The following is a 20,197-nucleotide window of genomic DNA, read 5'->3' as shown; positions in this document are numbered from 1 at the left end:
TCAAGATGGCCTTATTACAAATTAGTGAGCCTGGCCTCAGCGCCGCGCCGCACCAGCGACGTCTGGCCGCCGGTATCGACTTAGGCACCACCAACTCGCTGGTCGCCACGGTGCGCAGTGGGCAAGCGGAAACGCTGGCCGACGAACAGGGCCGCCATTTGCTGCCTTCGGTGGTGCATTATCAGGCGGACGCGCAGCGCGTCGGCTGGGAGGCGCGCCAACAGGCGGCGCAGGATCCGGCCAATACCGTCAGCTCCATCAAACGCATGATGGGCCGCTCGTTGGCGGACGTGCAGCAACGTTACCCGAACCTGCCTTATCAATTCCAGGCCAGCGACAACGGCCTGCCGCTGATCGTCACCGCCGCCGGCCCGGTTAACCCGGTCGGCGTCTCCGCTGATATCTTGCGGGCCCTGTCCGCACGAGCGCAAGCGGCGCTGGAAGGGGAGCTGGATGGCGTGGTGATCACCGTTCCTGCCTACTTCGACGACGCGCAGCGCCAGGGCACCAAAGACGCGGCGCGTCTGGCCGGCCTGCACGTCCTGCGCCTGCTGAATGAACCGACCGCGGCGGCGATCGCCTACGGGCTGGATTCCGGCCAGGAAGGGGTGATCGCGGTTTACGATCTGGGCGGCGGCACCTTTGATATCTCCATTCTGCGCCTCAGCCGCGGCGTGTTCGAAGTGCTGGCCACCGGCGGCGATTCCGCGCTGGGCGGCGACGACTTCGATCACCTGCTGGCCGACTGGCTGCGCGAGCAGGCCGGCGTGGCCGATCGCAGCGACCACGGCGTGCAGCGCCAGCTGCTGGACGCCGCCATCGCCGCTAAAATCGCGTTGAGCGATGCCGACAGCGTGCGCGTCGAGGTGGCCGGCTGGCAGGGCGAGGTGACCCGCGCCCAGTTCGAAGCGCTGATCGCTCCGCTGGTGAAACGTACGCTGATGGCCTGCCGCCGCGCGCTGAAAGACGCCGGCGTCGCCGCCGACGAGGTGCTGGAAGCGGTGATGGTCGGCGGTTCCACCCGCGTGCCGCTGGTGCGTGAGCAGGTGGGCGCCTTCTTCGGCCGTACGCCGCTGACGTCTATTGATCCGGATAAAGTGGTCGCCATCGGCGCCGCGATCCAGGCCGACATTCTGGTGGGCAACAAGCCGGACAGCGACATGCTGCTGCTGGACGTGATCCCGCTGTCGCTGGGCCTCGAAACCATGGGCGGCCTGGTGGAGAAAGTGATCCCGCGCAACACCACCATTCCGGTGGCGCGCGCGCAGGAGTTCACTACCTTCAAAGACGGCCAGAGCGCGATGATGATCCACGTGCTGCAGGGCGAGCGCGAGCTGGTACAGGATTGCCGTTCGCTGGCGCGCTTCACGCTGCGCGGCCTGCCGCCGCTGCCTGCCGGGGGGGCGCACATTCGCGTCACCTTCCAGGTGGATGCCGACGGTCTGCTGAGCGTCACCGCGATGGAGAAATCCACCGGCGTTGAAGCGTCGATCCAGGTCAAGCCGTCGTACGGCCTGTCGGACAGCGAAATCGCCGGCATGATCAAGGATTCGATGGCCAACGCGCAAAGCGACGTGGGCGCGCGCAAGCTGGCGGAGCAACGCGTGGAAGCCGCACGGGTGCTGGAAAGCCTGCAGGGCGCGCTGGCCACCGACGCCGCGCTGCTGAGCGAGGCGGAAAGCCAGGCGATCGCCGCCGCGACCCAGGCGCTGCAGCAGGCGGTGCAGGGGGAAAATCCCGCCGCTATCGAAGACGCCATCAAAACATTAGATGCACAAACGCAAGATTTTGCCGCGCGCCGCATGGACGCTTCCATTCGCCGCGCGCTGGCTGGCCATTCTGTGGATGAGGTTTAACCATGCCTAAAATTGTTTTCCTGCCCCATCAAGATCTTTGCCCGGAAGGGGCGGTTCTGGAAGCCGAAAAAGGGGAGTCGATCCTCAACGTTGCGCTGCGCAACGGCATTGAAATCGAGCACGCCTGCGAGAAATCCTGCGCCTGCACCACCTGCCACTGCATCGTGCGTGAAGGCTTCGATTCGCTGGAAGAGAGCAGCGAGCTGGAAGACGACATGCTGGACAAAGCGTAGGGGCTGGAGCCGGAAAGCCGTCTGAGCTGCCAGGCGCTGGTCGCCGACGAAGATCTGGTGGTCGAAATGCCGCGCTACACCGTCAACCACGCGCGTGAGCATTAATTGTTAGCCGCAGCGCCAATCCGGAGATCATAATGGGACTGAAGTGGACCGACAGCCGAGAAATCGGCGAAGCCCTGTACGACCAATACCCGGACACCGATCCGAAAACCGTGCGTTTTACCGACATGCATCAGTGGATCTGCGATCTGGAAGAGTTCGACGACGATCCGCAGGCTTCCAACGAAAAAATACTGGAAGCGATCCTGCTGGTCTGGTTAGATGAAGCGGAGTAAATAGCGTAACGGGCTGCCATGGGCGGCCCGTTTATTTTGTATCCGACAAGATTAATAAAAGAATAATCCGGAGTAAGAAGGCTATGACAACAGAATTCATGCAGGTCACGCTGTCGCAACAACCTGCCGACGCCCGCTGGGGCGAGAAAGCGCTGCTGAGCACCAACGGCGAAGGGATGACCATCCACCTGACCGGGGCCGACAAGCTGGGCGCGATCCAGCGCGCGGGCCGCAAAATTGACGGTCAGGGCATCAAAAATGTCAAACTCGCCGGCGACGGTTGGGACTTGGAAAACAGCTGGGCGTTTTGGCAGGGTTACCGCGGGCCGAAAGGGAAACGCAACGTCGAATGGGCCGAACTGCCGGAAGCCGCGCGTCAGGAGTTGGATAAGCGCCTGAAGATCGTAGACTGGGTGCGCGACACCATCAACATGCCGGCGGAAGAGCTGGGGCCAGAGCAGCTGGCGACCCGCGCCGTTGATCTGATGTGCGACGTCGGCTGCGATGCCGTCAGCTACCGCATCACCAAGGGCGAAGATCTGCGCGAGCAGAACTATGCCGGCATCCACACCGTCGGCCGCGGCTCCGAGCGCCCACCGGTGCTGCTGGCGCTCGACTTCAACCCGACCGGTAACCCGGACGCGCCGGTGTTTGCCTGCCTGGTCGGCAAGGGCATCACCTTCGATACCGGCGGTTATAGCCTGAAGCAGAGCGCCTTTATGGATTCGATGAAGGCTGACATGGGCGGTGCGGCCACCATCACCGGCGCCCTGGCGCTGGCGGCGGCGCGCGGCCTGAAGCAGCGCGTGAAGCTGTACCTGTGCTGCGCCGACAACATGGTCAGCGGCAACGCTTTCAAACTGGGCGACATCATTCGCTACCGCAACGGCAAAACCGTTGAGGTGATGAACACCGATGCGGAAGGGCGCCTGGTGCTGGCCGACGGCCTGATCGACGCTTCTGAGCAGAACCCGCAGCTGATTATCGACTGCGCCACCCTGACCGGCGCGGCCAAAACCGCAGTCGGCAACGACTACCATGCGCTGTTCAGCTTCGACGACGCGCTGGCGCAGGAGCTGCTGAGCAGCGCCGCCGCCGAGCAAGAGCCGTTCTGGCGTCTGCCGCTGGCCGAGTTCCACCGCAGCCAGCTGCCGTCCAACTTCGCCGAGCTGAACAACGTGGCCGGCCCGGCCTACACCGCCGGCGCCAGCACCGCGGCGGCCTTCCTGTCGCACTTCGTCAAGAATTACCAGCAAGGCTGGCTGCACATCGACTGTTCCGCCACCTACCGCAAAGGCGCGGTGGAGCAGTGGTCGGCCGGCGCGACCGGTTTGGGCGTGCGTACCCTGGCCAATCTGCTGCTGAGCAAAGCCAAATAATTGAACGCCCGCTGCGTCGGGCGCTAGAATGCGCATTATCTTCGGGGCCCAGCATGCTGGGCCTCGCTATTTGATCCCTGGAGTTTGCCATGAGTGCCCATCATCACGATGCCGCCCCGAGCGAGAACGAACTTGAACGCCTGCTGAAGCTGGCGGTGACGGAGCCGGCCCACCGCCCGGCGTTCTTCCGTGAATTGCTCGACGCCACGGTGCTAATCCTCGGCGACAGCGAGCAGGTGCAGCAGGACGGCGACATCGCGCTGAACGCGGATACGCCGGTCAATATCCAGCATTGGGAGAAGCAGGACGGCGGCAGCATCATTCCGTTCTTCACCTCGCTGGAATCGCTGCAGAAGGCCGTTGAGGACGAACAGCCATTTATCGCCATGCCGGCGCGGGTGCTGTTCGAAATCACCCAGGGCGCGGATCTGTTCCTCAACCCGAAGGCGGAGTACGGCAAGGAGTTCTATCCGGAAGAGGTGGCGATGCTGCTGGCGACCGGCGGCGTCGTCAAACCGGTGGAGCATTACGTCGACAAAGAGACCCAAATCCTGCTGGGGCAGCCCGAAGAGTACCCGTCGGCGATGGTGGATGCGTTGACCACGCTGTTCAGCCAGCGCAAGCCGGTGCGCCGCGCGTTTCTGGCGCTGATGCACGACCAGGCGGCGGATGAGAAGCCGAATTTGCTGATCGGGCTGGAAGTGGACGCCGAGCCGGCGGAGATCGAGGCGTTGATCAACGAGGCCGGCAGCGTCGCCAGCGAAACGGCGCCGAACGACGAACCGGTGGATTTCTGCCTGGTGTCGGAGAAGGAGCGCGGCATCAGCCACTATCTGATCTCCCATACGCAGCCGTTTTATCAGCGCCGCTGGGGCAGCTGGCTGCGCAATTTGATCCCGTCTACCGACAAGACCCAGTAGCGCCACCACGTTGTCGAAAATGGCCCATGAAGATCATATTTTTTTAATGAAATGTTGATTTTCCCGTAGGCAAGCGTTAACGGCGCACATATAATCTGCGCCACTTGAGAAGGCCGGCAACATTGCAGACCGGCCTGTTTTGGAAGTCATACAGAGGCCATCATGACCGTAGAACGTACCTTTTCCATCGTTAAACCAAACGCTGTAGCCAACAACGACATCGGCGCTATCTATGCTCGTTTCGAGCGCGCCGGTTTCAAAATCATCGCCGCTAAAATGCTGCGTCTGACTCGCGAACAAGCTGAAGGCTTCTACGCTGAGCACAAAGGCCGTCCATTCTTCGACGGTCTGGTTGAGTTCATGACCTCCGGCCCAATCATGGTGCAGGTTCTGGAATCTGAAAACGCCGTGCAGCGCAACCGTGACATCATGGGCGCAACCAACCCGGACAACGCCCTGGCCGGCACCCTGCGTGCCGACTACGCGGACAGCTTCACCGCTAACGCCGTTCACGGTTCCGACTCCGTTGAATCCGCACAGCGCGAAATCGCTTACTTCTTCAACGAAAGCGAAATCTGCGCACGTTAATCGTGCCGTTTCTTAGCTGATAACCAGGCATTCACCGGCTGAAACAATAAAAATGCCCTGAATGCCTTTCAGCCGTAGCCACCCGCTACTAAAATTTGTACAATGCCGCGCCCCTGATAAGACGACTTGTCAGGGGCGTGTTTTTAGTGCCGCCACCCGAACCATGCGGGCTGAAATGCACAACTTACTGTCCATTCTTTAGCGCCATAACGTGTAATAACGAGGCCAGAGATCATTATGTTAGAACCCATCACGTCCGAGCACACCGTGTCTGAAAATAATTCGCTGACTACCCCCTCCGTTAACGTGGAGCAACCGGCTGCGGCCAAAATCAACCTGCTGGACCTGAACCGCCAGCAAATGCGCGAGTTCTTCGCCGAAATGGGCGAGAAACCGTTCCGCGCCGATCAGGTGATGAAGTGGATTTACCACTACTGCTGTGACGATTTCGAGCAGATGACCGACATCAACAAAGTCCTGCGCGGCAAGCTGCAGCGCGTGGCGGAAATCCGCGCGCCGGAAGTGGCGGAAGAACAGCGTTCGGCCGACGGCACCATCAAGTGGGCGATTAAAGTCGGCGATCAGCAGGTCGAAACCGTGTACATCCCGGAAGCCGACCGCGCGACGCTGTGCGTCTCCTCGCAGGTAGGCTGCGCGCTGGAGTGTAAATTCTGTTCGACGGCGCAGCAGGGCTTCAACCGCAACCTGCGCGTGTCGGAAATCATTGGCCAGGTGTGGCGCGCGGCGAAAATCATCGGCGCGCTGAAGGTGACCGGCCAACGTCCGATCACCAACGTGGTGATGATGGGGATGGGCGAGCCGCTGCTCAACCTGAACAACGTGGTGCCGGCGATGGAAATCATGCTGGACGACTTCGGCTTTGGCCTGTCCAAACGCCGCGTGACCCTGTCTACCTCCGGCGTGGTGCCGGCGCTGGACAAGCTGGGCGACATGATCGACGTGGCGCTGGCGATTTCGCTGCACGCGCCGAACGACACCATCCGCGATGAGATCGTGCCGATCAACCGCAAGTACAACATCGAGACCTTCCTGTCCGCGGTGCGTCGCTATCTGGAGAAATCCAACGCCAATCAGGGCCGCGTGACCGTCGAGTACGTGATGCTGGATCATATCAACGACAGCACCGACGATGCGCATCAACTGGCGGAAGTGCTGAAAGACACGCCGTGCAAGATCAACCTGATCCCATGGAACCCGTTCCCGGGCGCCCCCTACGGCCGCAGCTCCAACAGCCGGGTGGATCGTTTCTCCAAGGTGTTGATGGAATACGGCTTTACGACTATTGTTCGTAAAACCCGTGGTGACGATATCGACGCCGCCTGCGGGCAACTGGCGGGTGAAGTGATCGACCGTACCAAGCGTACCCTGAAGAAGAAAATGGCTGGGGAACCTATCAACGTACGGGCGGTCTGAATCCTATAACACCATTTTTTGTTATCTAACAGCCTGTTATGCGCAAGCATGTCGCTGGTGGGCGTTAGCTGACGGCCGATAAGGAAATGAATGCGGGCATGAAGCTGAAACTGTGGGGTGTGTGGCTGGCGGCCGGGTTGTTGGCCGGGTGTTCCGGTTCAGCGCCGGAAAAGGAAGCACAAGTCTCTGAGGCGGGCCAGACGCGGTTGCAACTGGGCCTGGAGTACCTGCAGCAAGGCGACATGGACGCCGCGCGCCAGAACCTGGAAAAGGCGCTGGACGCGGCCCCGCAGGATTACCGCACGCAGTTGGGCATGGCGCTCTATGAGCAGCGGATCGGTGAAAATGCCGCAGCCGAACAACGTTATCGACAAGCGCTCAAACTTGCGCCAGGCAATGGCACCGTATTGAATAATTACGGTGCGTTTCTTTGCGGTTTAGGGCAGTATGTACCGGCGCAACAGCAGTTTAGCGCTGCGGCGCTGGCGCCCGATTATGGCCAGGTCGCCGACAGCCTGGAAAACGCAGGTTACTGTTTTCTCAAGGCCGGACAAAACGATGAGGCGCGCACGCTGTTAAGCCGCGCGCTGAAGGTCGATCCGGACAAAGGCACTCCGCTGTTGGCGGAGGCCGAAAAGCAATTTGGAGAAGGGAAGCGCGCCCAGTCGCAACTTTTATTGGATGTTTATCAGCATGTTCTGCCGGCCAGCGCCAGCAGCTTATGGTTACAGATTCGTTTCGCCGCGTTAGCCGGCCGTCAGGATAGCGTTCAACGCTATGGCAAGCAGCTAGCGCGAAGTTTTCCACAATCCAAACAGTACCAGCAGTTCTTAGCTAATGAATACTGAAGCCTCCCAAGATAAAACCGTATCCATGACGACGGGCCAGCGCCTGCGTCAGGCCCGTGAGCAACTCGGGCTGAGCCAACAGACCGTTGCAGAACGCCTGTGTCTCAAAATGTCCACCGTGCGCGATATCGAGGAAGACAGCGTGTCTGCTGACCTCGCGTCCACCTTCGTGCGCGGCTACATCCGTTCCTACGCCAAGCTGGTGCATTTGCCGGAAGACGAACTGCTGCCGATGCTGGCCAAGCAGGCGCCGTTGAAGATGGCGAAAGTGGCGCCGATGCAAAGCTTCTCGCTGGGCAAGCGCCGCAAGAAACGCGACGGCTGGCTGATGAGCTTCACCTGGCTTATCGTGTTCGTGGTGATCGGCCTGACCGGCGCCTGGTGGTGGCAAAACCACAAGGCCCAGCAGGAAGAGATCGCCACCATGGCCGATCAGTCCTCCGCGCAGCTTTCACAGAATAACGAAGGGCAGTCCGTGCCGCTGACCGACGGCAACGCCGACGCCGGCACCAACGTGCCGTTGACCGACAACAGCGCTGCGCCGGCCGATGCCGGCGCAGCGGCTCAGGCACCGGCGGCTACCGCTCAGGTGCCGGGCACGGCTCAGCAGCAGCCTGCCGTGGTGTCGCCAAGCCAGACTACCCTGCCGGAAACCACCCCGGCGGCACAAGCGCCGCTGCCGACCGCCGATGCGGGCGTGGCTGCGCCCGCAGCCGATCCAAATGCGCTGGTAATGGACTTCTCCGCCGACTGCTGGCTGCAGGTGAGCGACGCGAGCGGTAAAACGCTGTTCAGCGGCACCCAGAAGAAGGGCGGCAAGCTGAACCTGGCCGGCACCGCGCCGTATAAACTGACCATCGGCGCGCCGGCGGCAGTACAGATCCAGTATCAGGGTAAACCGGTTGATTTAAGCCGGTTCGTTAAGTCAAACCGTGTTGCTCGCCTGACCGTCGCCGCGCAGTAATCGCGCGGCCCCGGTCGTGATGTCAGAGCAGCAATGGAGAGTAAGTAATGCATAACCAAGCGCCCATCAACCGTCGAAAATCTACACGCATTTACGTCGGCAAGGTGCCTATTGGTGATGGCGCGCCGATTGCCGTGCAGTCGATGACCAACACCCGTACCACCGATGTTGAAGCAACGGTTAATCAGATCAAAGCGCTGGAGCGCGTGGGCGTCGACATCGTCCGCGTTTCGGTTCCTACCATGGACGCCGCCGAGGCGTTCAAGCTGATCAAGCAGCAGGTCAACGTGCCGCTGGTCGCCGATATCCATTTCGATTATCGCATCGCGCTGCAGGTTGCCGAATACGGCGTAGACTGCCTGCGCATCAACCCGGGCAACATCGGTAACGAATCGCGCATTCGCTCGGTGGTGGACTGCGCCCGCGACAAGAACATCCCGATTCGCATCGGCGTCAACGGCGGCTCGCTGGAGAAAGATCTGCAGGAAAAGTACGGCGAACCGACGCCGGAAGCGCTGCTGGAATCTGCCATGCGCCACGTGGACATCCTCGATCGCCTCAACTTCGACCAGTTCAAGGTCAGCGTCAAGGCGTCGGACGTGTTCCTGGCGGTGCAATCTTACCGCCTGCTGGCCTCGCGCATCGATCAGCCGTTGCATCTGGGCATCACCGAAGCCGGCGGCGCACGCAGCGGGTCGGTCAAATCGGCCATCGGCCTGGGCATGCTGCTGTCTGAAGGCATCGGCGACACCCTGCGCATCTCGCTGGCGGCGGATCCGGTCGAAGAAGTGAAGGTCGGTTTCGATATCCTGAAGTCGCTGCGCATCCGCGCGCGCGGCATCAACTTCATCGCCTGCCCGACCTGTTCGCGTCAGGAGTTCGACGTGATCGGCACGGTGAACGCGCTGGAGCAGCGCCTGGAAGACATCATCACGCCGATGGACGTTTCGATCATCGGCTGCGTGGTGAACGGCCCGGGCGAAGCGCTGGTGTCCACCATGGGCGTGACCGGCGGCCACAAGAAGAGCGGCTTCTATGAAGACGGCGTGCGCCAGAAAGAGCGTTTCGACAACGAACAGATGATCGACCAGCTGGAAGCGAAAATTCGCGCCAAGGCCGCGATGATGGACGAAAGCAACCGCATCACGGTCAACCTGCTGGAAAAATAAGCGTTATCGCTACGCGGCGGGCCTGTTGGCCCGCTTGTTTATGAACCTGAAGGGCAGAAAACCGCATCCGCGTTGAATACCGGGCGGCAAAGTCCCTATAATCGGGTTCATTTTTACAGACAACGGACAGAGAACTCACGTGGCAAAGAACATTCAAGCCATTCGCGGCATGAACGACTACCTGCCGGAAGAAACGGCATTATGGCAGCGTATTGAAGGCACCCTCAAGCAGGTGCTGGGCAGCTACGGTTACAGCGAAATCCGGTTGCCGATTGTAGAGCAGACCCCGTTATTCAAACGCGCGATCGGCGAAGTGACCGACGTCGTGGAAAAAGAGATGTATACCTTCGAAGACCGCAACGGCGAAAGCCTGACGCTGCGTCCGGAAGGGACGGCTGGCTGCGTGCGCGCCGGCATCGAACATGGTCTGCTGTACAATCAGGAACAGCGTCTGTGGTACATCGGCCCGATGTTCCGCTACGAGCGCCCGCAGAAGGGCCGCTACCGTCAGTTCCATCAGCTGGGTGCGGAAGTGTTCGGCCTGCAAGGCCCGGACATCGACGCCGAGCTGATCTTGCTGACGGCCCGCTGGTGGAAAGCGCTGGGCATCGCCGAGCACGTCAAGCTGGAGCTGAACTCCATCGGTTCGCTGGAGGCACGCGCCAACTACCGCGACGCGCTGGTGGCGTTCCTGGAGCAGCACGTCGAGGTGCTGGACGAAGACTGCAAACGCCGCATGTACAGCAACCCGCTGCGCGTGCTGGACTCCAAGAATCCTGAGGTGCAGGCGCTGTTGAACGACGCGCCGCGCCTGTCCGAGTACCTGGACGAAGAATCCCGTGCTCACTTCGCCGGTCTGTGTGAACTTTTGGCGCAGGCAGGTATCCCATATACCGTTAACGAGCGTCTGGTGCGCGGTCTGGATTACTACAACCGCACCGTGTTTGAGTGGGTAACCACCAGCCTGGGCGCGCAGGGCACCGTCTGCGCGGGCGGCCGTTACGACGGCCTGGTCGAGCAATTGGGCGGCCGTGCCACCCCGGCGGTCGGTTTCGCCATGGGCCTCGAGCGCCTGGTGTTGCTGGTGCAGGCGGTTAACCCGGAATTCAAGGCGCCGTCGGCTATCGACGTGTACGTCATCTCTTCCGGCGCGGGCACCCAGAGCGCGGCGATGCAGCTGGCTGAACAGGTGCGCGATGCGGCGCCGCAGCTGAAGCTGATGACCAATTACGGCGGCGGCAACTTCAAGAAGCAGATCACCCGTGCGGACAAATGGGGCGCGCGCATCGCGCTGATCCTGGGTGAGAGCGAAGTGGCGGCGCAGCAGGTGGTGGTAAAAGACCTGCGCAGTGGTGAACAAGAAACGCTGGCGCAAAGCGAAGTCGCTGCGCGTCTGGCTTTGATGTTAGGTTAAGGAGAAGGACACCGTGGAAGTCTATACCACTGAAAACGAACAAGTCGACGCACTGCGTCGGTTCTTTGCCGAGAACGGCAAAGCGCTGGCGGTGGGCGTGGTGCTCGGAATTGGTGCCCTGGTTGGCTGGCGTTACTGGCAGAGCCATGAAAACTCCAACATGATGGCTGCGTCGCAATCCTATCAGGAAGCCAGCGATCGTCTGGCGGCCGGCAAGCCGGATGACGTGGCTGCCGCGGAGAAATTTGTCCAGGCTAACGGCAACAGCTACGGCGTATTGGCCGCGCTGCAGTTGGCCAAGCACTTTGTCGAACAGAATGATTTCGCCAAGGCGGAACAACAACTGGCGCTGGCGCAGGGCCAGACCAAAGACGACAACCTGTTGGCGATGATCGATCTGCGTCTGGCGCGCGTCCAGCTGCAGGAGAAAAAGCTGGATGAAGCGCTGAAAACGCTGGATGGCGTGAAAGGCGAAGGCTGGGCGGCGATGATGCAGGATGTGCGCGGCGATGTGCTGCTGGCCAAGGGCGACGCCAAGGGCGCGCGCGAAGCTTACAGCAAAGGCATTGAGTCCAACGCTTCTCAGGCGCTGCAGGTTCTGCTGCGCATGAAATTGAATAACTTGTCCAGCTAAGGGGAATTCCCATGCAATTGCGTAAAACACTCTTGGTCGGACTGGTTTCCGCTGCCTTGCTGAGTGGTTGCTCGCTGTTTAACAGCGAAGAAGACGTGGTTACCATGTCGCCGTTGCCGAAAGTTGAAAATCAGTTTACGCCGAACAAGGCGTGGAGCACCTCGGTGGGCGACGGTATCGGTGAGTATTACTCCCACCTGCGTCCGGCCTATCAGGACAGCACCATTTACGCCGCCGATCGCTTCGGCATCGTGAAAGCGATGGACGCCGACAGCGGCAACGAGAAGTGGAAGGTCAATCTCTCAGAGAAGACCGGCTTCTTCTCCAGCAACCTGTCTGCGCTGCTGTCGGGCGGCCTGACGGTCGCGGGTGACAAGGTTTACGTCGGCAGCGAAAAAGCGGTGGTTTACGCATTGAACACCGCCGACGGTGCCATCGCCTGGCAGACCAAAGTGGCCGGTGAAGCGATCTCCCGTCCGGTTGTCAGCGACGGCATGGTGTTGGTGCACACCTCCAACGGCATGCTGCAGGCGCTGAACGAAGCCGATGGCGCGGTGAAGTGGACGGTTAACCTGGACATGCCTTCGCTGTCGCTGCGCGGTGAATCCGCGCCGGCCGTCGCCTTTGGCGCCGCCATCGTCGGCGGTGACAACGGCCGCGTCAGCGCCGTGTTGATGCAGCAGGGTCAGATTATCTGGCAACAGCGCATTTCCCAGCCGAGCGGCGCAACCGAAATCGATCGCCTGAACGACGTGGATACCACGCCGGTGATCGTTGATGGCGTGGTCTACGCGCTGGGTTACAACGGCAACCTGACGGCGCTGGATCTGCGTTCCGGCCAGATTATCTGGAAACGCGAGCTGGGTTCGGTGAACGATTTCATCGTCGACGCGGGCCGCATCTACCTGATCGACCAGAACGATCGCGTAGTCGCGCTCAGCACCGAAGGCGGCGTGACCGTGTGGACGCAGAGCGATCTGCTGCACCGCAACCTGACGCCGCCGGTGATGTATAATGGTTATCTGGTGACCGGTGACGCCGAAGGCTATCTGCACTGGATCAACACCACCGATGGCCGTTTTGTCGCCCAGCAGGAAGTGGACAGCTCCGGCTTCCTGTCTGCGCCGATGGTGGCCGGCGACAAGATGGTCATCCAGGCTCGCGGTGGGAAAGTTTACGCTTTCACCCGCTAACGCCGCTCGTCGTGACCCTTCTTGCGCCCGAAAGATTTCGGGTTGCAGCCAGGTGGCAAGCGCATGAGCCCTCGGGAGCTTAGTGAACTAAGTGACCGAGGCGAAGGTGCGCAGACAACGTCGCTGTGGCGCGAAAGATGAAGGGGAAAACGGCTCCTGAATGTTCAGGGGCCGTTTCGTATTTTATAAGCTGCACCGCTGGTGTCTATCCACAGTGCAGTAACGCATTGATTATTAAGTAATGAGGCTTCAACAATGATACCTGTCGTCGCGCTGGTCGGGCGCCCGAATGTGGGTAAATCCACCTTGTTCAACCGTTTAACCCATACGCGTGATGCGCTGGTGGCGGATTTCCCGGGGCTGACGCGTGACCGCAAGTATGGTCGTGCTGAAATCGAAGGCAATGAATTCATCATCGTCGATACCGGCGGTATCGACGGCACCGAAGACGGCGTTGAAACGCGCATGGCCGGTCAGTCGCTGCTGGCGATCGAAGAAGCGGACATCGTGCTGTTCATGGTCGACGCCCGCGCCGGCCTGATGCCGGCGGATCAGGGCATCGCCCAACACCTGCGCAGCCGCCAGAAGGCGACCTTCCTGGTGGCCAACAAGACCGACGGGCTGGATCCGGATACCGCCACCGCCGATTTCTACTCGCTCGGCCTGGGTGAAGTGTTCGCTATCGCCGCTTCCCATGGCCGCGGCGTGACCCAGCTGATCGAACACGTGCTGGTGCCGTTCGTGCCGGAAAAACCGGAAGACGTCGAGCTGACCGAGGAAGAGGCCAACGCCGCTTACTGGGCCGAGCAAAACGGCGAAACGCTGGAAGGCGAAGAAGACGAAGAGCCGGAAGAAGAGTTCAACCCGCAGGATCTGCCGATCAAGCTGGCGATCGTCGGCCGCCCGAACGTCGGTAAGTCTACGCTCACTAACCGCATCCTCGGCGAGGAGCGCGTGGTGGTGTATGACATGCCGGGCACCACCCGCGACAGCATCTACATTCCGATGGTGCGCGACGAGCGCGAATACGTGCTGATCGACACCGCCGGGGTGCGTAAACGCGGCAAGGTGACTGAAACCGTCGAGAAGTTCTCGGTGATCAAAACCCTGCAGGCGATTGAAGACGCCAACGTCGTGCTGCTGGTGATCGACGCGCGTGAAGGCATCTCCGATCAGGATCTTTCGCTGCTCGGCTTTATCCTCAATAGTGGGCGCTCACTGGTGATTGCGGTCAACAAGTGGGACGGCATGAGCGAAGAAGATCGCGAGCACGTGAAAGAGATGCTCGACCTGCGTCTGGGCTTCGTCGACTTCGCGCGCGTGCACTTCATTTCCGCGCTGCACGGCAGCGGCGTCGGCAACCTGTTCGAATCGGTGCAGGAAGCCTACGAGTGCGCAACCCGTCGCGTAAACACCTCGATGCTGACCAAAATCATGCAGATGGCGGTTGACGATCACCAGCCGCCGTTGGTGCGCGGCCGCCGCGTGAAGCTGAAATACGCTCACGCCGGCGGTTACAACCCGCCGATCGTGGTGATCCACGGCAACCAGGTCAGCGATCTGGCTGATTCGTACAAGCGCTACCTGATGAACTACTTCCGCCGCTCGCTGAACGTGATGGGGACGCCGATCCGTATCCAGTTCAAAGAGGGCGACAACCCGTTCGCCGGCAAACGCAACCTGCTGACGCCGACCCAGATGCGTAAGCGCAAGCGTCTGATGAGCCACCTGAAAAAGAGCAAGTAATCGCTCATGAGGGGCGCGGCAGCGATGCCGCGCCCCTTTTTTATTGGCCCGAAATCGTTTTATTATCTGAAGATTACCTCGCCTGCCTGAAGGAACACCATGTCCTGGGAAACCTGGAGTTTTGCGTTCAACGTCACCGTGCCGAATCTGCTGATGATGCTGCTGGGGATCCTGCTGCGCCATTGGCGCCTGATGGATGACCGCTTCGTCGACGGCGCGACCCGCCTGGTGTTCAATCTGGCGCTGCCGTGTCTGCTGTTTTTCAGCATCGCCACCAACCATCCGCAGCTGCTCGGTAACCTGCCGCTGGTGCTGTTCGGCGCGGTCGGCACGCTGGCGACCTTCCTGCTCTTGGAGCTGGCGGCCAAGTGGCTGGTGAAAGAACCGCGTGAGCGCGGGGTGTTCGTGCAGGGCGGTTTCCGTGCCAATACCGCCATCGTCGGCCTGGCCTACGCCATGACCGCCTATGGCAGCGAAGGGATTGCGCTCGCCTCGCTGTACCTGACGGTGACGGTGATCCTGTTCAACGTGCTGTCGGTGATTACTCTGACGCGCAGCCTGCAGGGCGGGCAGGGCAAGAAAATCAGCCACCTGTCGCTGCTGCGCAGCATCGTTACCAACCCGCTGATCATCGGCCTGGTGTGCGGGTTGCTGTATGCGCAAACCGGGCTGGGCATCCCGACCGTGATCCGCCAGACCGGCAGCTATATCTCCGCGCTGTCGCTGCCGCTGGCGCTGCTGTGCACCGGCGCCAGCCTGGATTTTCGCGCCATGTTCCGCTCGTCCAACGTGGCGGCGCTGTCGTCGGCGGCCAAGCTGTTTCTGGTGCCGTGCCTGATGACGCTGGCCGGCTGGCTGTGCGGGTTTCAGGGGGCGGCGTTGGGTATTATCTTCCTGTTCTCCGCCACGCCGACCGCTTCGGGCAGCTATGTGATGACGCGCGCCATGGGCGGCAACGCCACGCTGGCGGCCAACATTATCGCCATCACCACCGTCGGTTCGTTCTTCACCACCGCGTTGGGGATCTATTTCTTGCGCTCATGGGGCGCGATTTAACCTGGAGTCGTTATGGAAGCGCACTGTCCGCACTGCCGTCAGACCATGAAGTGGGTAGCGGGTCACTACCATTGTGAAGCCTGCCTCCGCGATTATCGGCAGCTGGCGAGCTGCCCGGAGTGCGGGCAGCCGCTGCAAGAATTGAAAGCCTGCGGGGCGGTGGATTACCTGTGCCAGAACGGGCACGGGCTGATCTCCAAAAAACGGGTGAATTTCAGCTATCAGCCGCTGTAAGCCCTCACTCATCCACCTGGCCGGTTTTCCACAGATCCACCAGCGCCTGCGGTGCGCTGCTTTCCGGGATTAACAGCACGATCTCAGTGCTCAGGGTGGGGCTGGTGTAGTTGATTTGCACGCGGTAGTAGCGCTGGTCGCCGCAGCCGGGGGAGGTGGGCTGGCCTTCTTCCTGCGCATAGGGCAGCGTCTGGTTCAGCAACTGATTCAGGCGCTGCCGCTGCTCCGGCGTGATATCGGCCAGCGCGATGCGGCGCTGGCCCGCCAGTTTGGGAATGTAGGCGAAGCCTCCCTCGCGCGCCAGCTCAATGACCGTATCCTGATTGAGCGTCGGCAGCGGTTTCATTATTCCACCCCCACCTGATGCCAGGCTTGCTGCACCTTGTCCGCCACGCTCTGGTCGAAACGCGCTAGCGCATGTTTCACCGTGGTGCGGGCGAAGGTGGCGAAGTCGGCGTTTTGCGGCAGCGCTTTGTCGCACACCGTGTCATACCAGACGTAGCCGGCTTTCTCCCAGGCGAATCCGCCCAGCGCCGTCGCCGCCAGATAGAAGGCGCGGTTGGGGATACCAGAGTTGAGATGCACGCCGCCGTTGTCTTCCTTGGTCTGGATATAATCTTTCATGTTGGCGGGCTGCGGGTCTTTGCCCAGCAGCGGATCGTCGTAGGCGGTGCCGGGTGCCGACATCGAGCGTAGCCCTTTGCCTTTGATGCCCTTGGCGAGCAGCCCGGCGCCGATCAGCCAGTCGGCTTTATCGGCGGTTTGCTGCAGGTGGAACTGCTTGACCAACGAGCCGAATACGTCGGACAGCGACTCATTGAGCGCTCCGGACTGCTGGTAGTAGATCAGCCCGGCTTCGCTCTCGGTCACGCCGTGCGCCAGCTCGTGGCCGACCACGTCGATGGCGATGGTGAAACGGTTGAAGATTTCGCCGTCGCCGTCGCCGAACACCATCTGCTGGCCGTTCCAGAAGGCGTTTTGGTACTCCTTGCCGTAATGTACGCTGCCGACCAGCGGCAGCCCCTGGTTATCCAGTGAGTTGCGGCGGTAGGCCTGCCAGAAGAAATCGTAGGTGACGCCGAGGTAGTCGTAGGCTTCGTCCACCGTCACGTCGTGGTTGCTGGGCTGGCCTTCTTTGCGCACCTGTTTGCCGGGCAGCTGGGTGCCGTTCTGGGCGTCGTAGATATCGCGGAGCGCTTCACCGGCTCGGGCGTTTTTCTCGGTCGGCGAACGCAGCGGCTTGTTGCCGAGCAGGCTTTGCACGTGGTTCAGCGTGTGCAGCGCGCAGTCGCGCTGCGGGGCGTTGCCGTGTTCAATGATGCGGCGCAGCATGTAGGGAGGAATGACGGAACGCATGCGCTGGGCTGGCATAGTGGCTCTCCTTAGGCAAAAATTTTACCTCATCGAATGAATGCACTGTGCCTAAGTGTAGCCTACTCGTCATAAAGCCTGTGGTCATGCGTGCTCACCGCCGGCGCGGTCTTGTGCGGGCTGATACGCCGCACCGAGGCGCGCACCGCCAGCCGGCCGTGCAGCAGCAGATTGCACGGCGGCGCGTCGGCGCGCAGCATGCGCCGCTGCAGCAGTTGGATCGCCTCGTAGCCCAGCTCATCGCGCGGAACCTGCACCGAGGTCAGCGGCACATCGTGGATTTCCGCCAGGTTGAAGCCGTCGGTGCTCATCACCGAGACGTCGCCCGGCACGCTCAGCCCCCGCTTGTTGAGCGCCTTGACCGCCCCGACCGCCATGTAGTCGCCGCCGGCCAGGATCGCCGTCGGCAGCGGGGAGTGGCCGTGGAGGCCATCGAGATAGGTGGTCAGCGCCTGCTCGGCCTCTTCACTGCCGAAGCCGGAGGTGGTGACCAGATGGCGGCCGTCGTCGAACGGCAAATGATGCCGGGCGTAGGCCTGCCGGATGCCCGCCAGCCGCAGCTCCATGGTGTGGCGGCGCAGACACTGCAGATTGAGGATATGGCTGTGCCCCTGCTGAAACAGGTAGCTGGCGGAATAGTCGCCGATCAGCTGATGATCCGGTGAGACGCTGTCCAGCCGCATTTGCCGATCGCTGCAGTTGATCAGCACGCAGGGTTTGTGCAGATCGGCGGCCAGGGTGTGGATGTGTTCGTCGTCGATGCCGATGATCAGCGCCGCTTCGGTGTGCGGGTCGCTCATCTTTTCCAGAAACAGCGCGCCGTCGCTGTGCTGCTCTTCCAACCCGCAGTAGCGGATGCGCACCTCGTGCTCCATCAGCGCGGCGGCGATACCCTGAATGACCTTGTAGTAGAAGATGTCGGTGCGCACGTCGAACGCGCGCTGCGGCGCGAACACCATCACGTTGTTCAGCATCAGCCGGCCGCTGGAAATACCCTGCAGAATGCCGTTTTGCTGCGCACAGTCCAGCACCTTGCGGCGCGCCTCTGCGCTGGTGTTGGCCTTGCCCGCCAGTACGCGGGAAACGGTGCTGATCGACAACCCGGTTTGGCGAGCGATCTCCTGAATTTTCAGCTTTCCGTTCATTCTGTGATCTCCTTCAAATTCGTCCATGAGAATATTTTCACCGCGGATTTTCAGCGTCTTGACAGGCTTTCATGCCCATTATGACTATTTTTTCACCCGTCTGTGAAAATCTTTGCAAAAAACCCCGTTTCGCTACGCGCTCTCGCTGAGTAGTCTGCATTGGTACACCAATTCTAGCGACCTGTCAGTCCAATTTTATCGGTGTACGAAAAAGAAAACAAAAAATAAATCATGGGGTTGTGATTGTCTGTCGGCCAATGCTACGGCGCCGACCCGTTTTCACCGTCCCGAGTTTGATAGCACAACGTACCCTACCAAAACGCGCGTCGCCGTCGCCGGCGGCCGCGGGGAGAGAACCGATGAGTGTGGAGATCAATCAGGCGGTCGCGCAGAGCGGCCGGCGCAAGTTCAAATCGCTGCGCTGGTGGATGCTGGCGCTGTTCTTGCTGGGCGTCACGGTCAACTACATCACCCGCAACTCGCTGGGCATTTTGGCGCCGGAGCTGAAAACCAGCCTGAACATGAGCACCGAGCAATATGCCTGGGTGGTGGCGTCATTCCAGCTGGCCTACACGGTGTTTCAGCCGATCTGCGGCTGGCTGATCGACGTTATCGGCCTGAAGATGGGCTTTCTGATCTGCGCCGGCATTTGGGCTGTGGTATGCATGCTGCACGCCGGCGCCGGCAGCTGGCTGCAACTGGCCATTCTGCGTTTCTTCATGGGGGGCGCGGAGGCGGCGGCCACCCCGGCCAACGCCAAGGCGATCTCCGACTGGTTCCCGAAGCGGGAGCGGCCGATCGCCGCCGGCTGGGCGGGCGTCGGTTTCTCCATCGGCGCCATGCTGGCGCCGCCGATCATCGTTATCGCTCACGTCTCCTTCGGCTGGCAGGGCGCCTTCCTGTTCTCCGGCGGGCTGGCGCTGATTTGGGTGGTGCTGTGGTGGCTGTTCTACCACTCGCCGCAGCAGCACCCGAACCTCAGCCAGCAAGAGCTGGATCTGATCCGCGAAGACAACGAGCCGGTGCTGCCGAAGCTGCCGTTCCTCACCTCGCTGGCCAGCCTGTGCAAGAACAAGAAGTTCTACGGCATCGCCATCCCGGCCTTTCTCGCCGAACCGGCCTGGGCGGTCTTCAGCTTCTGGGTGCCGCTGTACCTGGCTACCGAACGCGGCATGGATCTGAAACAGATTGCGATGTTCGCCTGGTTACCGTTCCTGGCGGCGGATATCGGCAGCGTCGCCAGCGGCTATCTCACCACCCTGTACCGCAAATGGTTCGGCTGCAGCCGCGTCAACTCGGTGGTCGCCAGCTCGGTGACCGGCGCTTTCCTGATGGTGTCGCTGGCGTTCGTGGCGATCACCCAAGATCCCTATGTGGCGATCGCGCTGATCTCGATCGGCGGCTTCGGCCACCAGGTGATCTCCTGCATGCTCAGCGCCTTGGTGGTGGAATCGTTCGATAAAAACCAGATGGCGACGGTCAACGGCATGCGCGGCTCCAGCGCCTGGATCGCCAGCTTCCTGTTCACGCTGCTGATCGGCGCGGTATCCGACACCGTCGGCTTCAACCCGCTGTTCATCGCCATGGGTTTCTTTGACCTGATCGGCGCCCTGTTCCTGATTGCCCTGATCGCCGAACGCGGCGGTAAGAAAACACCTTCACACAGCTAAGTGGA

At 61.2% G+C, this 20,197-nt stretch carries 19 protein-coding genes and 1 pseudogene; 17 read left to right on the top strand and 3 right to left on the bottom strand.

Annotated features, from left to right (window positions below; genetic code table 11):
* Positions 1 to 5: 5 nt before the first annotated feature.
* The 16 genes and pseudogenes from hscA (at position 6) to C3F38_RS21440 (ending at position 16,006) form a co-directional block, all read left to right on the top strand.
* On the top strand, positions 6 to 1,856 hold the full coding sequence (gene hscA / locus C3F38_RS21515) for a Fe-S protein assembly chaperone HscA (RefSeq protein ID WP_055316276.1): 1,851 nt from the start codon (positions 6 to 8) through the stop codon (positions 1,854 to 1,856).
* 2 nt (positions 1,857 to 1,858) lie between these two features.
* Positions 1,859 to 2,194 (top strand): annotated as a pseudogene (gene fdx, locus C3F38_RS21510) (ISC system 2Fe-2S type ferredoxin).
* A gap of 32 nt (positions 2,195 to 2,226) precedes the next feature.
* Positions 2,227 to 2,427, top strand: a complete 201-nt coding sequence (gene iscX / locus C3F38_RS21505) for a Fe-S cluster assembly protein IscX (protein ID WP_006327336.1) — start codon at positions 2,227 to 2,229, stop codon at positions 2,425 to 2,427.
* Between the two features lie 83 nt (positions 2,428 to 2,510).
* A complete protein-coding gene (pepB, locus tag C3F38_RS21500) occupies positions 2,511 to 3,806 on the top strand; it encodes an aminopeptidase PepB (protein ID WP_038874535.1) in 1,296 nt (431 codons plus the stop codon).
* 89 nt (positions 3,807 to 3,895) lie between these two features.
* On the top strand, positions 3,896 to 4,726 hold the full coding sequence (sseB, locus tag C3F38_RS21495; protein ID WP_055316277.1) for an enhanced serine sensitivity protein SseB: 831 nt from the start codon (positions 3,896 to 3,898) through the stop codon (positions 4,724 to 4,726).
* Positions 4,727 to 4,888: 162 nt separating this feature from the next.
* A complete protein-coding gene (ndk, locus tag C3F38_RS21490) occupies positions 4,889 to 5,314 on the top strand; it encodes a nucleoside-diphosphate kinase (protein ID WP_004941424.1) in 426 nt (141 codons plus the stop codon).
* 237 nt (positions 5,315 to 5,551) lie between these two features.
* Positions 5,552 to 6,748: a bifunctional tRNA (adenosine(37)-C2)-methyltransferase TrmG/ribosomal RNA large subunit methyltransferase RlmN gene (locus C3F38_RS21485; protein WP_004941426.1), complete on the top strand. Its 1,197-nt coding sequence runs from the start codon at positions 5,552 to 5,554 to the stop codon at positions 6,746 to 6,748.
* A 98-nt stretch (positions 6,749 to 6,846) separates the two neighbouring features.
* A complete protein-coding gene (gene pilW, locus C3F38_RS21480; protein ID WP_033638557.1) occupies positions 6,847 to 7,596 on the top strand; it encodes a type IV pilus biogenesis/stability protein PilW in 750 nt (249 codons plus the stop codon).
* Complete coding sequence (rodZ, locus tag C3F38_RS21475) at positions 7,586 to 8,560, top strand: cytoskeleton protein RodZ (RefSeq protein WP_038874539.1); 975 nt, start codon at positions 7,586 to 7,588, stop codon at positions 8,558 to 8,560. The genes pilW and rodZ overlap by 11 nt, the downstream gene beginning before the upstream one ends.
* Before the next feature lie 47 nt (positions 8,561 to 8,607).
* A complete protein-coding gene (gene ispG, locus C3F38_RS21470; RefSeq protein ID WP_016929756.1) occupies positions 8,608 to 9,729 on the top strand; it encodes a flavodoxin-dependent (E)-4-hydroxy-3-methylbut-2-enyl-diphosphate synthase in 1,122 nt (373 codons plus the stop codon).
* A 139-nt stretch (positions 9,730 to 9,868) separates the two neighbouring features.
* Positions 9,869 to 11,143 carry a histidine--tRNA ligase gene (hisS, locus tag C3F38_RS21465; RefSeq protein WP_025159556.1) on the top strand — a complete coding sequence of 425 codons (1,275 nt, stop codon included), beginning with the start codon at positions 9,869 to 9,871 and terminating at the stop codon, positions 11,141 to 11,143.
* A gap of 13 nt (positions 11,144 to 11,156) precedes the next feature.
* Positions 11,157 to 11,777, top strand: a complete 621-nt coding sequence (locus C3F38_RS21460; RefSeq protein ID WP_033635592.1) for a YfgM family protein — start codon at positions 11,157 to 11,159, stop codon at positions 11,775 to 11,777.
* Between the two features lie 11 nt (positions 11,778 to 11,788).
* The gene (bamB, locus tag C3F38_RS21455) at positions 11,789 to 12,970 is read left to right on the top strand and encodes an outer membrane protein assembly factor BamB (protein WP_055316279.1); all 1,182 of its coding nucleotides are present in this window, start codon (positions 11,789 to 11,791) and stop codon (positions 12,968 to 12,970) included.
* Positions 12,971 to 13,225: 255 nt separating this feature from the next.
* Entirely contained in the window at positions 13,226 to 14,716 is a 1,491-nt protein-coding gene (gene der, locus C3F38_RS21450; protein WP_019452357.1) for a ribosome biogenesis GTPase Der, read from the top strand.
* A gap of 99 nt (positions 14,717 to 14,815) precedes the next feature.
* Positions 14,816 to 15,772, top strand: coding sequence for an AEC family transporter (locus tag C3F38_RS21445; RefSeq protein WP_047730075.1), 957 nt, complete (start codon positions 14,816 to 14,818; stop codon positions 15,770 to 15,772).
* A 12-nt stretch (positions 15,773 to 15,784) separates the two neighbouring features.
* The gene (locus C3F38_RS21440) at positions 15,785 to 16,006 is read left to right on the top strand and encodes a zinc ribbon domain-containing protein (protein ID WP_055316281.1); all 222 of its coding nucleotides are present in this window, start codon (positions 15,785 to 15,787) and stop codon (positions 16,004 to 16,006) included.
* Between the two features lie 4 nt (positions 16,007 to 16,010).
* On the opposite strand, the gene C3F38_RS21435 is transcribed toward C3F38_RS21440, so the two are convergent.
* The 3 genes from C3F38_RS21435 to C3F38_RS21425 form a co-directional block, all read right to left on the bottom strand.
* Positions 16,011 to 16,352, bottom strand: a complete 342-nt coding sequence (locus C3F38_RS21435; protein WP_033635587.1) for a protealysin inhibitor emfourin — start codon at positions 16,350 to 16,352, stop codon at positions 16,011 to 16,013.
* Positions 16,352 to 17,377, bottom strand: coding sequence for a M4 family metallopeptidase (locus tag C3F38_RS21430; RefSeq protein WP_055316284.1), 1,026 nt, complete (start codon positions 17,375 to 17,377; stop codon positions 16,352 to 16,354). The genes C3F38_RS21435 and C3F38_RS21430 overlap by 1 nt, the downstream gene beginning before the upstream one ends.
* Positions 17,378 to 17,439: 62 nt before the next feature.
* The gene (locus C3F38_RS21425; RefSeq protein ID WP_047730078.1) at positions 17,440 to 18,522 is read right to left on the bottom strand and encodes a LacI family DNA-binding transcriptional regulator; all 1,083 of its coding nucleotides are present in this window, start codon (positions 18,520 to 18,522) and stop codon (positions 17,440 to 17,442) included.
* 359 nt (positions 18,523 to 18,881) lie between these two features.
* Here C3F38_RS21425 and C3F38_RS21420 point away from each other — a divergent pair, with 359 nt between their 5' ends.
* Positions 18,882 to 20,192 (top strand): MFS transporter, encoded by a 1,311-nt coding sequence (locus tag C3F38_RS21420; protein ID WP_047730079.1) that lies wholly within the window; start codon positions 18,882 to 18,884, stop codon positions 20,190 to 20,192.
* The last annotated feature ends 5 nt before the right edge of the window (positions 20,193 to 20,197 follow it).

It is taken from the genome of Serratia sp. SSNIH1, assembly GCF_002935055.1.
GTDB classification, from domain to species: Bacteria; Pseudomonadota; Gammaproteobacteria; order Enterobacterales; family Enterobacteriaceae; genus Serratia; species Serratia nevei.
The sequence above is the reverse complement of the archived record's forward strand: the minus strand, read 5'-3'. Positions and strand labels throughout refer to the sequence as shown.